At 37.4% G+C, this 16,645-nt stretch carries 16 protein-coding genes and 1 tRNA gene; 7 read left to right on the top strand and 10 right to left on the bottom strand.

Features of this window, described 5'->3' with window-relative positions; translation table 11 throughout:
* Positions 1–109 precede the first annotated feature (109 nt).
* Positions 110–940: a tRNA pseudouridine(38-40) synthase TruA gene (gene truA, locus VH441_RS03340; RefSeq protein ID WP_434354070.1), complete on the bottom strand. Its 831-nt coding sequence runs from the start codon at positions 938–940 to the stop codon at positions 110–112.
* On the bottom strand, positions 937–1,959 hold the full coding sequence (locus tag VH441_RS03335; RefSeq protein WP_434354069.1) for an asparaginase domain-containing protein: 1,023 nt from the start codon (positions 1,957–1,959) through the stop codon (positions 937–939). The genes truA and VH441_RS03335 overlap by 4 nt, the downstream gene beginning before the upstream one ends.
* A gap of 254 nt (positions 1,960–2,213) precedes the next feature.
* On the opposite strand from VH441_RS03335, the gene VH441_RS03330 reads away from it, so the two are divergent.
* Positions 2,214–2,633, top strand: a complete 420-nt coding sequence (locus VH441_RS03330; protein WP_434354068.1) for a diacylglycerol kinase — start codon at positions 2,214–2,216, stop codon at positions 2,631–2,633.
* Between the two features lie 226 nt (positions 2,634–2,859).
* Here the strand turns inward: VH441_RS03330 and asd are convergent, their stop codons facing one another.
* Positions 2,860–3,990 carry an aspartate-semialdehyde dehydrogenase gene (asd, locus tag VH441_RS03325; RefSeq protein ID WP_434354067.1) on the bottom strand — a complete coding sequence of 377 codons (1,131 nt, stop codon included), beginning with the start codon at positions 3,988–3,990 and terminating at the stop codon, positions 2,860–2,862.
* Between the two features lie 367 nt (positions 3,991–4,357).
* On the opposite strand from asd, the gene VH441_RS03320 reads away from it, so the two are divergent.
* Positions 4,358–5,566 carry an endonuclease/exonuclease/phosphatase family protein gene (locus VH441_RS03320; RefSeq protein ID WP_434354066.1) on the top strand — a complete coding sequence of 403 codons (1,209 nt, stop codon included), beginning with the start codon at positions 4,358–4,360 and terminating at the stop codon, positions 5,564–5,566.
* 498 nt (positions 5,567–6,064) lie between these two features.
* Positions 6,065–6,844 carry a siderophore-interacting protein gene (locus VH441_RS03315; protein WP_434354065.1) on the top strand — a complete coding sequence of 260 codons (780 nt, stop codon included), beginning with the start codon at positions 6,065–6,067 and terminating at the stop codon, positions 6,842–6,844.
* Positions 6,845–7,408: 564 nt separating this feature from the next.
* On the opposite strand, the gene VH441_RS03310 is transcribed toward VH441_RS03315, so the two are convergent.
* Both VH441_RS03310 and VH441_RS03305 read right to left on the bottom strand, forming a co-directional pair.
* Positions 7,409–7,494 (bottom strand) — tRNA-Leu (locus VH441_RS03310).
* A gap of 90 nt (positions 7,495–7,584) precedes the next feature.
* Positions 7,585–8,367 (bottom strand): ferredoxin--NADP reductase, encoded by a 783-nt coding sequence (locus VH441_RS03305; RefSeq protein ID WP_434354064.1) that lies wholly within the window; start codon positions 8,365–8,367, stop codon positions 7,585–7,587.
* A 167-nt stretch (positions 8,368–8,534) separates the two neighbouring features.
* Between VH441_RS03305 and tsaA the strand changes: the two genes are divergently transcribed.
* From tsaA to VH441_RS03290, 3 genes are all read left to right on the top strand, one after another.
* Positions 8,535–9,269, top strand: coding sequence for a tRNA (N6-threonylcarbamoyladenosine(37)-N6)-methyltransferase TrmO (gene tsaA, locus VH441_RS03300; RefSeq protein ID WP_434354063.1), 735 nt, complete (start codon positions 8,535–8,537; stop codon positions 9,267–9,269).
* Positions 9,270–9,338: 69 nt separating this feature from the next.
* Positions 9,339–10,127, top strand: coding sequence for a TatD family hydrolase (locus VH441_RS03295; protein WP_434354062.1), 789 nt, complete (start codon positions 9,339–9,341; stop codon positions 10,125–10,127).
* Between the two features lie 96 nt (positions 10,128–10,223).
* Entirely contained in the window at positions 10,224–10,934 is a 711-nt protein-coding gene (locus VH441_RS03290) for a TetR/AcrR family transcriptional regulator (protein WP_434354061.1), read from the top strand.
* A 127-nt stretch (positions 10,935–11,061) separates the two neighbouring features.
* Here VH441_RS03290 and VH441_RS03285 read toward each other — a convergent pair whose 3' ends face one another.
* The 5 genes from VH441_RS03285 to efp form a co-directional block, all read right to left on the bottom strand.
* Positions 11,062–11,745 carry a TetR family transcriptional regulator gene (locus VH441_RS03285; RefSeq protein ID WP_434354060.1) on the bottom strand — a complete coding sequence of 228 codons (684 nt, stop codon included), beginning with the start codon at positions 11,743–11,745 and terminating at the stop codon, positions 11,062–11,064.
* A gap of 114 nt (positions 11,746–11,859) precedes the next feature.
* A complete protein-coding gene (locus tag VH441_RS03280; RefSeq protein ID WP_434354059.1) occupies positions 11,860–13,299 on the bottom strand; it encodes a deoxyguanosinetriphosphate triphosphohydrolase in 1,440 nt (479 codons plus the stop codon).
* A 149-nt stretch (positions 13,300–13,448) separates the two neighbouring features.
* A complete protein-coding gene (locus VH441_RS03275) occupies positions 13,449–13,892 on the bottom strand; it encodes an MliC family protein (RefSeq protein ID WP_434354058.1) in 444 nt (147 codons plus the stop codon).
* A 118-nt stretch (positions 13,893–14,010) separates the two neighbouring features.
* Entirely contained in the window at positions 14,011–14,652 is a 642-nt protein-coding gene (locus tag VH441_RS03270; protein ID WP_434354057.1) for a peroxiredoxin, read from the bottom strand.
* A gap of 286 nt (positions 14,653–14,938) precedes the next feature.
* Complete coding sequence (efp, locus tag VH441_RS03265) at positions 14,939–15,511, bottom strand: elongation factor P (RefSeq protein ID WP_434354056.1); 573 nt, start codon at positions 15,509–15,511, stop codon at positions 14,939–14,941.
* Positions 15,512–15,615: 104 nt separating this feature from the next.
* On the opposite strand from efp, the gene epmB reads away from it, so the two are divergent.
* Positions 15,616–16,632 (top strand): EF-P beta-lysylation protein EpmB, encoded by a 1,017-nt coding sequence (gene epmB, locus VH441_RS03260; protein ID WP_434354055.1) that lies wholly within the window; start codon positions 15,616–15,618, stop codon positions 16,630–16,632.
* The last annotated feature ends 13 nt before the right edge of the window (positions 16,633–16,645 follow it).

The following is a 16,645-nucleotide window of genomic DNA, read 5'->3' as shown; positions in this document are numbered from 1 at the left end:
AAATAGGGGTGTTACTTAAAGAGGTTGTTGGCATCAATCTATTATTTATCCATATATTAATGTTTGCATATAATGATGATAAAAATGATGCGATGCGGTAAACATAAAACTATTCAGGTAAACCCAACCATACAGGGGTTAATGGCACCTTAGGTAATAGTGACTGGTACTCATCAGGATACAAGCAATCGATAAAATATAATCCATCTGCATCTGCTGTTGGTGGTGCTTGCGTACGATCTTTTAGGGCCAATAAATCTTTTATTGCCGATGTTGATAATTCGCCTTTACCAACTGCAAACAGTGTCCCCATCAAGTTGCGTACCATGTGGTGTAAAAAACCATCAGCTTGAATGTCAAATACAATAAACTGCCCATGCTTAAATAGCTTTGCATGATGAATATGACGCACAGGCTGGTTGGATTGACAAGCAGCGGCACGGAAACTGGTAAAGTCATGTGTTCCCACAATATCAGTGGCTGCCATTTGCATGGACTGTAAATCTAAGGGCTGAAAAACGTGGGTGACTTGCTTGTTTAAAATGGCAGGTCGGAATGGTTGATTTATTGTGATGTAACGATAACGACGAGCCGTTGCTTTAAAGCGTGCGTGAAAGTCGGCAGGCATGGGTACAAGCCAACGCACAGCAACATCATCAGGTAATAAGGTATTGATGCCTCTTAGCCAGTTATAAACAGGTCGGTTGGCAGTGGTCACAAAATGTGCAATCATGTTGCTTGCGTGTACACCTGCGTCGGTACGCCCTGCACAAACAACTTCTATCGGCTCGTTCGCAATTTTACTAATTGCTTCTTCTAATACTTGTTGTACACCTAAAACCTCTTGCTGGCGTTGCCAACCACGGTAATTTGTGCCAATAAATTCAATACTGATGGCAAAGGTTTGTGGAATGAGTGGTTGATTGTTATCAAGGTTCATTGAGATTTCCATTTTTTATGTCTTTTTGTCACATCCGTTGTTAGCAATAACCATAGCAAACGTGCATAAATGGCAGGTACAGTGAGTTTACCACCGCTTAACACTTGATGTTGATATTGCCAACTACCAGCGGCATAATCATCACTCACACCACCAAATGGACATTGAGTTGTTGCGACGATTAAATGACCTGCATCTGCTTTGGTATCTAACACTTTTTCAAGCATGATAGAGTGGGGGATGTTGCCAGCGCCAAAACCCATAATAATTAATGCAGATGGCTTATTATCATCTAATGCTTGTTCAATTTGTTGTGCCAAAAAGCTTGCATCATTTGGAACGGTATAGATAACAGAGACGTTAACATTGTGTGCTTGCTGGATGACTGAACTAGTAAAACTAGCATGCGTCGTTAACCATGTTGATTTTTCATTATCCGATAAATAAAGGTTGTTAGTACTGGCGGCAGGTGTCCCCGTAAAAGCAAGTAGGGCATGGCTGTCAATTTTTTGTACGCTTTGGGCAAGCCAAACTTTATCAGAAAGACAGGTGTAGATGCCTGTAACATCTTTACTCGCGAATTGAATGGCTTGGGTGATATTGCCCCAGGCATCACTGTTTTTATCAATTTGGTAGTGCTTACAAATATCACTATCAAACAATGGCTTCATGCTGGCAGTTAAGAGGATGCAAACATCACTACCTGCAAATGCTTCTGCTAAAAATGCCCCTAAATAGCTAAGGGTATCTGTGCCAGTTATCAGTACAAATTGGCGACTGCCATTTTTATATTCGTTTAAAATCAGGGTATAAAAATGTACCAAATCGCTAGGGTTGAGTTGGCTGCTGTCTTTAATGCAGGTGTTTTTTAGCACCTTTAAATGATAAGAATATTTTTGTTTGAGCTGACTCAGCAAATTTGGCAATAGTATATCAGCAGCCAGCGGAGCAAGTGGTTTGCCATGGCTGCCAAAAGTACCACCGGCATAGATAAGTTGTATTGGATTTGATGTGGTCATTGTATTAGGTTGATTTTTTTGTCAGTCAATTATAGCGGATATCAAAAAAAATTGAGATAAAGTTTGTTAATTTATAAATAACAGAGTTAGTTTTTGGCTGTCTATCATGGGTGTATTTTGCCAAATGTAAAATATATTTATCATGTATAATCGATGGTAGGGAAGTCTTAAGTGGTATGTATGACTATATATAAGATTTAAGAAAATATAAGATTTAATAAAAAATATGATAGAGATTTTTTAGGTGATTTAATATGAGTGAGAAGCAACCATACAAAGAGCAATCATTGCTTACAGATTATGCAGCGGAGACGAAAGGCAAAACCGGTATCAAACGTATTATAAATGCGAGCCGATTTTCGATAGATGGCTTTAAAGCAGCATATCGTAATGAGTCGGCATTTCGTCAATTGGTTGTTATTAACACAATATTAATGATTGCATTGATTTTTTGCCCATTTACGATCGTTATCAAAATGCTTTTGTTGTTTGCTTCTATATTTTCTTTGGTGGTTGAACTATTTAATACAGGGCTTGAAGCCGCAATTGATTTTACCTCAATGGAAAAACATCCTTTAGCAAAAATTGCCAAAGATGTTGGCTCTGCCGCACAGTTTTTAGCACTATTGTTGTTATTTATGTTATGGATGCTTGCAATTTTTGGTACGATTTAACATCGTACTACCGTGTTTAACTTGTTTAGAAAAGCTAATTTAATTTATATAGAATAGGCGTATATAAATTTTACCAATTTTTATTACCAAAAGCCAAAATTTTATAAACACTTAATAAAAAAGCCAAAGCATAAAAGCTTTGGCTTTTTTAATAGTTAGTTGATTATAAGTTAGATGCTATTTTAAGCACAAAGATAAATCAAAAAACTAGTGTAAACAAAAAAGGTTACTTTGGCTCACGCAAAATGCTTAGCATACGGCGTAGAGGCTCGGCAGCCCCCCACAGTAGTTGATCACCTACGGTAAATGCACCTAAGTATTCACCCCCCATATTGAGTTTGCGTAGGCGACCAAGTGCAACCGTTAATGACCCAGTTACTGCAACTGGGGTTAGGCGTTTCATGGTTTCTTCTTTGTCATCTTCCACTAAATCTAACCATGGGTTGTCGCTGTCACGCAATGCTTGTTCAATTTCTGCAAGTGGGATATCTTTTTTAAGTTTAATTGTTAAACCTTGCGAGTGGCAACGCATAGCACCAACACGTACACACAGCCCATCGATAGGGATGATGTCATTGCCTACATTGTTTAAAATTTTGTTGGTTTCTACGCCGCCTTTCCACTCTTCACGTGATTGTTTATTTTCTAACTGGCTATCAATGTAAGGAATCAATGATCCTGCTAGTGGTACGCCAAAGTATTGAGCTGGGAACTCGTCACTACGCTGAGTATCTGCAATTTTTTTATCGATTTCAAGAATGGCACTTGCTGGATTTGCTAGTTCATCTGCTACGGCATCACGCAACACACCCATGCCATTAATTAGCTCACGCATGTTGTTAGCACCAGAACCACTGGCTGCTTGGTAAGTCATGGCTGATACCCATTCAACCCAACCACGGTTAAATAGCTCACCAATTGCCATCAGCATTAATGATACAGTGCAGTTGCCCCCGATAAAATCTTTTTGACCATTAGCCAATGCTTGGTCAATGACATCGCGGTTAACAGGGTCTAGGATAATGGTGCTGTTATCTTCCATGCGCAGTGTGCTTGCTGCATCTACCCAGTAGCCATTCCAACCGCTTTCACGAAGTTTTGGATGCACAGCTTTGGTATAGTCACCACCTTGGCAAGTGATAACAACATCACATTTTGCTAAGGCATCAATATCATGTGCGTCTTGTAGTTTACTTGCAGACAAGGTATCAAAGGTTGGGGCTTCGCCACCAGCATTACTGGTAGAAAAAAAGGTTGCATTAATGCCCTTAAAGTCGCCTTCATCTTGCATACGTTGCATTAAAACCGAGCCAACCATACCACGCCAGCCCACAAAACCTACATTTAAATCACTCATGAATATGATTCCTTATTTGGTGGGGATTGTCTTGAACTACTGCCTATGTCGTTTTTTAATCACAAGTAATTAAAAGCATGGGTAATATTTCAAGCACTTAAAATTTATAAATCGACCAAGTACTATAGCAAAAAAAATCATTTGCCGCATTAGTATATTAATGAATTATTGTGTTTTTAAGGCTAAGTATTGGTTAGGGGTTAATCGGGTAAGGCGGTAATTATAATCTTTGTTGCCAACGGGCATACCAACTTCAAGTGTCATATAAATTAAATAGACTCGTCATAAAACCTCCATGTGTACTCAGTATATTTTTAATCAATAGAAGATTACTTGGTTTTAAGCATATGCCAGTTGGATATTTTGCATGATAAATCTGTGGTTAGAGCTTTGGGTTTTTGAGTTGGTTCAGTTTTTTGGGCTGCTAGTTATTTTTATCAGTTTTTGGGGTGGCTTGCCCTATGATAATTGGTGGATAAGATTTGCTGACTTTCCTAGATTGCAAATCTTATTTGTTGGCAGCTTATCTTGGTTGTTGATGTTTGGCTTTATTGCATATTGGCAGTTATTTCAAAAAATAATGATGTTGCTACTATTGTTTGTGTTGTTGTACCAGTTTGCTATGGTGTTGCCATATACTCAGTTTTGGCGCAAACAGGTTAAAACTGCCAAAAATGATGCAAATATAAGCCAAAAAAGTAGAATAAAAATAATAGTATCTAATGTGCTAGCGCCTAACAGACAAACAGATAAGCTTATTAAACTTGTTGATGATTACCAGCCAGATGTGCTTTTAACTTTAGAGTCTGATTTAAAGTGGCAAAATGCACTTAATAAAATTGAGCCAGATTTTGCTTATTCAATAAAAATCCCATTAGATAATTTATATGGGATGCATTTGTATTCTAAATATGAACTGATTGATGCAAAAATAAAATATTTGGTTGTGGATGACATCCCTTCTATTGAAACACAGGTTAGATTGCCAAATGGAAAAAAGGTGTGGTTGTATTGCTTGCATCCGATGCCACCCAGCCCAACGGAGGTAAACAAATCTACTACGCGTGATGCTGAACTATTAATGATTGCAAGAAAGATAAGACAGCATGCACAAACAGCGATAGTTGCTGGTGACTTAAATGATGTTGCTTGGTCACGCACAACTCGCCAATTTAGGCGAGTTTCGGGCTTATTAGATCCACGTATTGGTCGCAAGTTTATTAACACCTTTCATGCACAATTGCCACTGTTTAGATGGGCATTAGATCATGTTTTCCATAGCCATGACTTTACGTTAGTGGACATAAAAAGACTAGAGCCGATTGGTTCAGATCATTTTCCAATTTTTACTGAGCTACAGTATGAGCCAGAAGCCATAAAACATCAAAAAAGATTTGTATCGACACTGGCTTTGAGTGAGCTAAAAAAATCAAGGCATCGTGTGTTAGTTGGTTTGCTTGAAGGTAAAAGAGTATCTTTATTGAGGCGACAAAAACAACTGAATAAAATTTTATATAAAAATAATAAAATGATTAAAAAAGCTGTTGTAGTATCAAACGCAAAAGGGGATATGTAAGCTGTGGCTTACAAGGATTTGAGTTTTTTGCATCTAGTTTGTTTTTAATACTCAGCCTAAAATAGGCACATCAACACAAGGAAAGCATGGATTGCTGTGTTGCGATAAAGTTTGGTTTTGGCTTTATCAATATGTAAACGTAATTGTCGCTATGGACAGTGGCATAAAACCAACTCAATAAACCCCAAGCTTATCGCCCTAATAGCTTGGGGTTTTTTCTTTTTGAGTTAACTAATAATAATTAATAGACTGCAAAAATCAACCCTTAACTGTACAACCCCTAAACCTTCCTTAAACCTTGTTAGCCAAATCAAATACATCAAAATATAGCCAGATTAAATATGAATTTCTAACACTGGTTTTGTTTACTTTAACACCTAGATTTATTAGGCATGCATTGAAAAGATCAACAATCATCATTATTATGTACAATTAAGTAAATAAAAATCATTCTCTTTAAAGGGTTTGATGTCTCCTTAAAGTTTAGGAAAGTAAAAAATGAATACGCTACAAACAATGAAAAACAAAGCCAAAGAGGTGTTGAATAAACCTCAGGGTAAGACCTTAGTCGTTGTATCTACCAATCAGATTAGCAATAATTTGAAACGAATTGTCTTTGAAGATCTGTCTAATACCCTAAGAAGCGAACACGAAAGTGGCTATCTAAAGCTACAATTTACCCAAGCTGAACAAACAGTATTACGCTCATACACGATTCTTGAGACTTATCAAGAAGCTGATAAAAACTATGTGGTGATAGATTTTGTCATCCATGAGGGTGGTTTTGGTGCTCAATGGGCAAAACATGCCGCAGTGGGTGATGTTTTAAATGTAAAAGGTCCGGGTGATGCCAAATTAGTTAATACTGAACTCGACTGGTTCTTTTTGATTGGTGATTTGACGTCACTACCAGCGATTACAGTCAATCTAAAGGTCTTGCCAAAAGATGCCAAGGGTTATGCTGTCATCGAAGTTCTGGACAAATCAGATATTCTAGAGCTTGAAAAACCAGATGGTATTGAGATTGAGTGGGTTATAAATTCAAACCCAAGTGAAAGTGCCCAGCTTATTTTATCCAAGATTCAGGCAAAAGATTGGCTAGAAGGCACGCCCTATATTTGGCTTGCCAGTGAGTTTGAATCCGCACGCACACTTCGCCAATATTTTCGTAAAGAAAAGCAAGCCAACAAAACCCATTTTTACGTCAGTAGTTATTGGAAGTTGGGAGAAACTGATGAAGGCAATAAGCGTGCTAAAAGGGCAGATGGACAATTCTAAAATTTAAGGATTGATTGCAAATTATCAATCCTTAACATGAAAACATCAAAAAGATTACATTTACTAAGCTTAGATACCATCCTTAAATTGTTAACCTCAAGCCAAAAACTAATTAAATATCAATGATGAAAAATCATATCAAAGGCTTTTGGTTGATGAGTTGGTGGGAAGCATACTACTTGGCAACAGGTTATATTGAGTTGGTAAGAAGAGTGAAATAAGTATGAGTACAAAGATATATTTTGTGTTATTTGTTTGACTTCATTAGTCCAGATTTTAGTTACCCTGGCATTAATGTAAGTGAACATGTTTAGCCTTAATATATTTCCCTATAGATACCTTCATTGCTGGATTACTTTTTTAAACCTTTCTTTCATGAAGAGAATATTGTTTAGTCTGTTATTTTTTGTTGTAAAGTACTTAAATATTTAAATAATATGAATGGGTTAGGCAAGATATGCTGGATAGGGTCTATTAAAAGTTGGGTATTATTTTATACTTACTCATAATAAAAATACCCAAAAATAAAAAAGGCTTACAATTCGTTGTAAGCCTTAATTTATATGGTACCAGTGGTCGGACTCGAACCGACACGCTTTATAGGCAACGGATTTTGAATCCGTCGTGTCTACCAATTCCACCACACTGGCATGTAGGGTGTTGTATGATTAACACGTTTATTTTGTGTTAGGTGGCGTATTATAGCATTGATTATTTAGCCGTCAAGTACTTAATCTTAATTAAATCCCCTCACCAGTAAAAGCACGCTCAATCACAAAATCAGCAGGCACCCCCATACGTGGCGACAAAGTTAACCCCAAACCAGTTAAGATTCTATTTAAATCCTCATTAAACGCCATACTACCGCAAATCATCACACGATCATCATCCTTATTCATCACCGGTAGCCCAATATCCTCAAACAACTTACCAGACTCTATCAAATCCGTCACACGTCCCTGATTTCTAAAATCTTCTCGAGTTACCGTAGGATAATAAATAAACTTCTCTTTAAACCAATCGCCAAACACCTCATCATTTGGCAACTCAGTCTCAAACATATCACGATAAGCCAAATCTTCCACATGGCGCACACCATGCACCAAAATAACCTTATCAAACTTTTCAAACACCTCAGGATCACGTGCTAACGACAAAAACGGTGCCAGCCCTGTCCCCGTTGACAACATATACAAATGCTTACCAGGTAACAAATCATCTAACACCAAAGTACCCGTTGGTTTTTTACTTACCAACAACTCATCACCCACCTTAATGTGCTGTAATCGAGAAGTTAAAGGACCATCTGGGACTTTAATAGAAAAGAACTCTAACTCTTCTTCATAATTGGCACTGGCAATAGAGTAGGCTCTCATTAATGGTTTGCCATCAACTTCTAACCCAATCATGGCAAATTCACCATTTCTAAAACGTAATCCTGCGTCACGGGTTGTTTTAATTGTAAATAATGTGTTTGTCCAGTGATGTACGTGGGTGACTGTCTCTGTGCGAAATTTTGACATAAGTACCTCAATTAATTTTTTTAATATGATAAATAGCAATAAAATATATATAGGCGGTATATGATAACAAATATCAACAACATAAGTTGATTTTTAATCATAATAAAATGTAATAAGCAAACATGATTTATTATAATATCTTTTTTATGCTATAAAACGATTGATATATGTTTAACTCTACTAAAATATCTGTGCCGATTATTGGCATGCATTGTTCTCCTTTATCACAAAAGTTTGGCATCCCTAGACAGCCAAACTTAGTATCCTTACCAACTTTTATTGAAATTTTGCCACCGTATAATACCGAGGAGGCTTTTGCAGGTATTGATGCATATAGCCATGTTTGGGTAACTTGGCAGTTTCATAAAAATAAGCATCAACAAAATTTTAAACCACAAGTAAGACCACCCAGATTGGGAGGCAATAAAAAAATGGGCGTTTTTGCAACTCGCAGTATGTATCGCCCAAGCCAACTTGGTTTGTCCGTCGTTGAGTTAAAAGGTATTGAGGTTAAAAATGGCAAATTGCTGATGCATATTGCAGGGGCGGATATGGCAGATGCAACACCAATTATAGATATTAAGCCATACATCAAATATAGTGATAGTTTGCCAACAGCAAGATGTGACTTTGCACAAGAAGAACCCATTAAAAAAACCGTACTGATGAGCGAAACAGCGAGTCAGCAATATCAACAATTGATTGATGAGAATTATCTAACTCTGCAAGATGTGGCATATATTTGCCAATTGATTGAACAAGATCCAAGACCTGCATATAGGCAACAAGAGATAAATAGTGAATTTGTTATGCAATATAAAAGTGTTGATATCACCTTTAAGATGAATAAAGCGTTTGTATTTGAAATTATCTCTTGTATCGCCATAAATCAAAACATATAATGCCTAAGAAATTTTAAAACACAGCATATTGTGTTGATAATACTGTAATAATTAGATTGTGAGTTTGTTATGTTGACAGATACCCACTGCCATTTAAACCGCCTTAATTTAGATAAATATGATGGTAACCTTAGCGGTGCAATTGATGCGATGAAGCAAGCAAAAGTAAATCGTGCAATGGCAATAATGTGTGACTTTGCTGAATATGATGAGATTCATAAAATTATTCATGACTTTACAGATAAAGAATTAACGCTTGGTATGAGTGTTGGTGTTCATCCTTGTGAAGACATTGCTGTTTTAAAGTCAGCAACGGTAGAAAAATTAACGGATATGGCGTCTGAAGATTTTGTGTGGGCAATTGGGGAAACAGGGCTTGACTACTATTGGAGTGAAGAAAATATTGTAGAGCAAAAAAAGAGCCTTGCAAGACATATCCAGGCAAGCAAAGACCTAAAAAAACCAATTATTGTACACACGCGCGATGCTAAAAAAGATACAATTGATATTTTAAAGGCAGAGCAAGCAGAACATGGTATTATTCATTGTTTTACAGAAGATTGGGCGATGGCAAAGCAAGCACTGGATTTAGGGTTTTATATCTCTTTTTCTGGAATTGTGAGTTTTAAAAATGCACAAAGTTTGCGTGATGCTGCCTTAAAAATACCCAAAGATCGTTTATTAATTGAAACAGACAGCCCTTATTTAGCACCTGTGCCCATGCGAGGCAAACCAAACGAGCCCGCCTTTGTGGCACATGTGGCAGAGTGCTTAGCAGAATTATTGGATATAAATGTAGAAACATTAGCTCAGTTAACTTCAAAAAACTTTGATAATTTACTGGCACAATATCAATAAAATTAGTAGAATGACTGAATAGTCATAATCGTGCTAATCTTATGGCAATAATGGATATAAACAAGAGACATCCTAAAAATTTTTAAAGGAACACGCATGAGTCGCCAGCAACAGTTTAAAGCTCGTGAAGAAAGCATCTTAATTATGGCAGAGCAGCTATTGCTGGAGTCTGGCGAAGGTGACATTACTTTAGATATTTTGGCAGAAGAGCTTGACCTAGCTAAGGGCACTCTATACAAGCACTTTTCTAGTAAAGATGAATTGTACTTGCGCATTATTATTAGATACGAAAAGCGATTGTTTGGTATCAATTTGATTGATGACTGTCCATCGGCGGGTGTTGCACGTATGATTTTGCAGCAGTTAATGAACCCGCAAAAGGCAATTTTGTTAAATCAGGTCGAAGCCAAGTTGGCAGCGTCATCTACTGGTTTGAATCGATTATTTGATGAGCTTTACCAAATCCGCCGTGAACGTATGAAACATATGATTGAGGTAACAAGCCAATATTTGCAAACTCAAAATAGTAGTATGACAACGCGAGATTACTTATCTACAATTTGGGCGATGGGACAAGGTGGTGCTGGGCTACTTAACTCTAGTTTTTATCAACGGTATCTAGGCAGAAGAGATACACTACGCCATGCGTTGGTTAAACAAGTGTTAGATATGCCAAAAACTTATCCAATGACCCATAGTGATGAGCAGGAAATTGAAGATCATGACAGAGAGCAATTGGTTGACCAAATTGAAGCAGAATCAGCGTTACATGTTCAGCAGCTTTTAGAAGAGAAAAAAGCGATGTAATGGATATAGCCGTTATTAAGAATTTTTAAAAAATGCATAAAAAAAGATGATTAATTTAAATAAATTAGTCATCTTTTTTTATGTGCTGTTTATTTAGCGTTAAGCTTTTATGCGCCTTTTGATGTTTTTATTCATCTTTTAACAGTGTGGTTTCGCTTGATTGCCAGTTATATGCGCCATAAAACAGCATTTGAGTTTGGCGAGTGCAACGATGTAGCATGTCTTTTTTACGTGATGCAATCTCTGTTTCTGTAATGGATTCTGAAAAATTGGCATCATCTCTTAAATCTAACCAATCACGAATCCATGAAAAAGAGAGGTTGATACCTGTTTCTGCCAGCAAAGTTCTGTCGTACTTATTAATGTGAGCAAAGGCAGGTTGCAGTGCTAAGTCTTCACTCATAAAATTTGCAAATATTGCAATTTGATTGTTAATGGCGTGACGCACTGCTTCAGAACCGCCAAATCTTTCACTGGCAATAAACTGCCAATAATGTGGGTGTGAGTCGATTGCCTCAAAAAATATTTGAACATTGGTAGCAATTTGACGTTCAAAACTACGTTTTTTACCAAATTGCATAAACTCTCTTAATGCAGCAAGCGCAGTGCCCAGCTCATGTTCTACTAAGTTTTTTCCGAGTGACTCCATATCATCAAAATGGCGATAAAATGCAGTTGGTACCACGCCAACTTCTCGGGTAACTTGCCTTAAACTGATAGAACTAAAAGATTGCCCTGTCATACATAAATTTAAAACGGCATCAAAAAAAGCCTGTCTGGTTTTTTGCTTTTGTTCTTGTCTGGTGCTCATATGTCTTTCTTTTGCGGTTATAACGAACTGTATTAGTACACAGTTGTTTACTTTAGCACAAGTTTGTAAAAAAATCTCAGATTAAAAGTAAGTGTTTTTTACAAAACCCAAATTTTATATTGATCCGCTCCAGTTGCCTTGCAAGTCTTGAGATAACCGATAAGCCTCGTGATCATTCATCCCTGTGATAAAGTCTAAAATAGTCAAAATATTATGATAAACATCATGATTAAGTGTTCGGTTATGATTTTGTAAATGTGGCTTAATTAAACTTATCAATCTTTGCTGCTCAAACGAGGGTTGTTGATTGCTGGTTATTGCCAGTGGTATGAATGCATCTAACAAGGTGTGTAGGCATCGATTTGCCATTAACTCCATTCTCACTTTGCTTGGGTGGTTAAAAATGCGTTCACGTGCTAATAATTTTGCCTCTTGGATGTGCTCACTAACAGAGGCTTCACAATGGTCAAATAAGCTCCCTTCAAGCTCGCCTGATAACATGGTATCTGCTTTGGTAACAAAGGCTTGGGTAACTTTATCTACAAGGCGCATCATGGCGCGTCCTCGTAAGGCCGCAAGTTTTTGTGCAACGGGTGCATTGTTGGTAACTTCTGGTGGTATCCCTCGGGTTTTACCAACTAGCTTAATCATGAGTGGCTCAACTTCTTGATACGTTAGCATGCCAAGGTGGATACCATCTTCGATATCAATTAATGCATAGCAGATGTCATCAGCTGCCTCAAGCAAGTACGCTAGGGGATGCCGTGTATAGCCATCATGTTGAGTAGAGCGGGGCAGTTTAAGTTTTTCGGCAAGTTGGTGTAGTTGTTCTGCCTCATTATTAAAACAGCCATATTTATTAACTTTTACCAAGTTTTGGTTATCGCTTAATAAGCTTGGGTTACTGTGTTGGGCAAGCCAAGGGTATTTCATAAAAGCGCCAAGGGTGGCACAGGTGAGTCGCATGCCACCGGCATTGGGGTGGTGTTCATTATTAACTAAAATGCGTAAGCCCTGAGCATTGCCTTCATAGGCAAGTAAATCCATGCGTTGTTCTGGTAATAAACTTTCTAAAATCGGTTGATGCTCTGAGCGAGAAAACCAATCTCGTATGGCATATTCACCAGCATGTCCAAACGGTGGATTGCCAATATCATGTGCCAAGCAGGCGGCTTGTACAATAACGCCCATATCGCCACTGCTAATCCCTGAGGGTAAACCTGCTGGTAAACTGTCGTGTAGTTTTTCTGCTGCCATCATCCCTAATGATCGCCCAATGCAAGAGACCTCAAGAGAGTGGGTTAAACGAGTATGGATGCCAAGTTGGTTGGTAAGCGGGTGTACTTGTGTTTTTTGATTAAGTTGGCGAAATGACTGAGAAAAAATCAAACGGTCATAATCTTTATGAAATGGTGAACGTGCAGTTTCATTTTTTTTATTTTTATTGGGTAGTCCAAGACGCTGTGCATTTAAAAGAAACGACCAATGTTCACGGCTTGATTTTGGGGTGTTAGATGGTTGAGGTTTTAAATTAAGCGGTACTTGATTGCTCATATTATTGCCAGATTTTTGGTTTTTTTGTTATTGAGTGGGTATGTCAGGATAGCATATATTTTTTAGATTTTGTAACATCCAAAATAGGCATCAAAAAAAAGGGCTAAGTATTTTTAGCCCGTTTATAATCTAATGTTAGCAGTTGACCTTTAGTTTTTTTGGCAACTTGCAATTGTTTTTATGCTTGCTTGGTCATGAGGCTTAGCGATGTCAAAGCTTTCTAATAGGGCATCTTTACCTTTTGTATGCCAGATTAAACCATTGCCCTCGGTTAACCCAGTTTCTGTGCGGTATAGCTCACCAGAAGCGGATACATCAAGGTACATGTCATACTCTATATCATCAATTAAAATATGTGCTGTTGCATCGTGCTCATTAGTGACAGGAACATAATGTACTTTAATATCCATGGCTGGTTCACAAGTATATTCTGTTAAATCCATTTGGCTGTGGTCATGACCTTCATGGCTATGTTCAGCATGTGTTTGGGCGCTAGCCACTTTTGCGTCTTCGGCAGGTTTTTCACAACAGGCAGTTATTGATAAACTTGTAAATAATAAGGTAGTTAAAAGTGTTGTTGTTTTAAGTTTCATCTTAAATATCTCCATCAAAAAAATAATATTACAATATAAAAGATATAAGATAAATAAAAAACTTCGCAATTTTTCATTACGAAGTTTCTTTTTTTAATTAGTCGTTTTTGATCATTAATTATTTATTTGGCGCTGGGGTAGTGCGCAAGTAAGGCTTAATTTCGGTAAAGCCTTTTGGATAATCTTCAGCTTTGATGTCAGCGGTTTTAATGCTTGGCGGGATGATAACATCATCACCTTCTTTCCAGTCTACTGGTGTTGCAACAACATATTCATCAGTTAATTGTAACGCATCAATAGCACGTACAATTTCATCAAAGTTACGACCAACACTTGGTGGATAAGTTAATGTTAAACGAACTTTTTTGTTTGGATCGATGATAAACACACTACGTACAGTTACTTTAGCATCTGCATTTGGGTGAATCATGTCATATAAGTCAGATACTGTTTTTTCTGGATCTGCAATAATAGGGAAGTTTAGATCAGTGCCTTGGGTTTCGCCAATGTCTTTTGCCCATTCATGATGGTCTTCTACGCCGTCTACTGATAAGCAGATTGGCTTCACATTGCGTTTTTGAAACTCGCCATTTAAAGCAGCAGCACGACCTAACTCAGTGGTGCAAACGGGTGTAAAGTCGGCAGGGTGAGAAAATAAAACAACCCAGCTGTCACCAGCCCAGTCATGAAAGTTGATGTTGCCATCTGTGGTAACTGCATCAAAGTTTGGTGCTTCATCACCTAAATGTAAATGTGCCATGGTTTATATCCTTTTCATATTTTTTTGGTGTTTGAACGTCACTTGCAAATAGTTTTTGCAGGTTCATTGTATCTTTGAAAATTTACTGTGTCGTTAAATAAATTGTTTTAACTGATTCACCACAACATAATAGCAAAATGGATTGGGGAGTTTAAGCGTATTTATAGTCTAAGTAATAATAAATAAATGCAATATTGGAATATGTGACTTATTGTTTTAAACATCAAAATAAAAAAGCGGATAAATCAACCATTATCCGCTTTAAAAACTTTACGCTGTTAAAATATTAGCTAACACGCGTTTGGTATTCACCAGTACGGGTATCGACACGCACAACTTCACCTTGTTGTACAAAAAGTGGGACACGCACAACAGCACCTGTTTCTAGTGTTGCTGGTTTGCCACCTGAGCCGGCTGTATCCCCTTTAAGACCAGGATCTGTTTCAGTAATTTGTAGCTCTACAAAGTTTGGCGGGGTTACTGAAATTGGTGTACCGTTAAATAAGGTAATGATGCACTCATCATTACTGTTATCTTTTAGCCATTTTGCATTATCACCCATGGCAGCAGCATCAGCTTGTACTTGTTCAAAGGTTTCGCTATCCATAAAGTGCCAAAACTCACCATCATTGTATAGATAGTCCATTTCGGTATCCATCACATCAGCAGCTTCTAGGCTGTCACCAGATTTAAAAGTTTGTTCTAACACTTTGCCTGTTTTTAGGTTACGCAATTTAACGCGGTTAAATGCTTGCCCTTTACCAGGTTTAACAAATTCATTTTCGATGATTGAACAAGGGTTGCCATCCATCATTACTTTTAAGCCTGATTTGAACTCATTGGTAGAATAACTAGCCACAAAAAACTCCTAATTAATTTATAAATATATCTATCTATCGGGCAATAAGTTTGGGTAAATACTGGATGCCCATGTATAATGCCAATTTTTTAAAAAGTGTTGATATGATAAACCATTTACAGCAACAAAAAAACTGGCAAAAGCAAATATCTGAAGCCATAACAGATATTAATGAGCTTTTAACTGTATTAGAGCTTACCCACTTACAAGATAAATTTTATCAACCGCAAGGGTTTGGGCTAAAAATACCACGTAGCTTTGTTGCAAAAATGCAGGTGGGCAATGCGCAAGATCCTTTATTTTTGCAAGTTGTACCTAATAAAAAAGCACTAGTTAAGCAAGCTGGCTATATTACTGACCCACTGGCAGAAGCGGCACATAACCCAAATAAAGGTATTTTACATAAATACAAATCACGTGTGTTGTTGACGGTAACGGGCGCCTGTGCCGTGCATTGCCGTTACTGTTTTAGGCAACATTTTGACTATGGTGCCAACACGCCGGCAAGTAATCAAATAAACGATGTCATTGCTTATATTAATCAACACCCCGAAGTTAATGAAGTCATATTTAGTGGGGGAGACCCATTTAGTTTAAGTAACCGTCGATTAGCAGACTGGTTGACACAACTAACCACACTAAAACAAATTAAAACCATCCGTTTTCATACCCGTTTACCTATTGTGATACCGTATAGAATTGATGAGGAATTAACGGAGATATTAGGTGGTTTTAGCCAAAAAGTTAATTTGGTGATGGTATTGCATGTTAACCATGCAAATGAAATCGATAACACCTCAGCAAGTTATTTTAACAAGCTGAAAAAAGCGGGTGTTACCCTGCTGAGTCAAACGGTTTTATTAGCTGATGTTAATGATGATGTTGCCACGCAAGTTAACCTAAATCAAAAACTGTTTGATTTTGGGGTGCTGCCATACTATTTGCATGTGTTAGATAAGGTAGAAGGTGCCGCTTATTTTGATATGAGTGAGCAAAAAGCAATTGAGTTATATTGGCAAATGCTGGCAGAATTACCCGGTTTTTTAATACCAAGGTTAGTACGAGAAGTGGCAGATAAACCTTACAAAGTGCCAATTAACTTGTATCAACACTTTGATTGATGTTTCTATTATA

Origin of the sequence: Psychrobacter sp. HD31, from assembly GCF_051097895.1 — a bacterium.
GTDB lineage: Bacteria > Pseudomonadota > Gammaproteobacteria > Pseudomonadales > Moraxellaceae > Psychrobacter.
The sequence above is the reverse complement of the archived record's forward strand: the minus strand, read 5'-3'. Positions and strand labels throughout refer to the sequence as shown.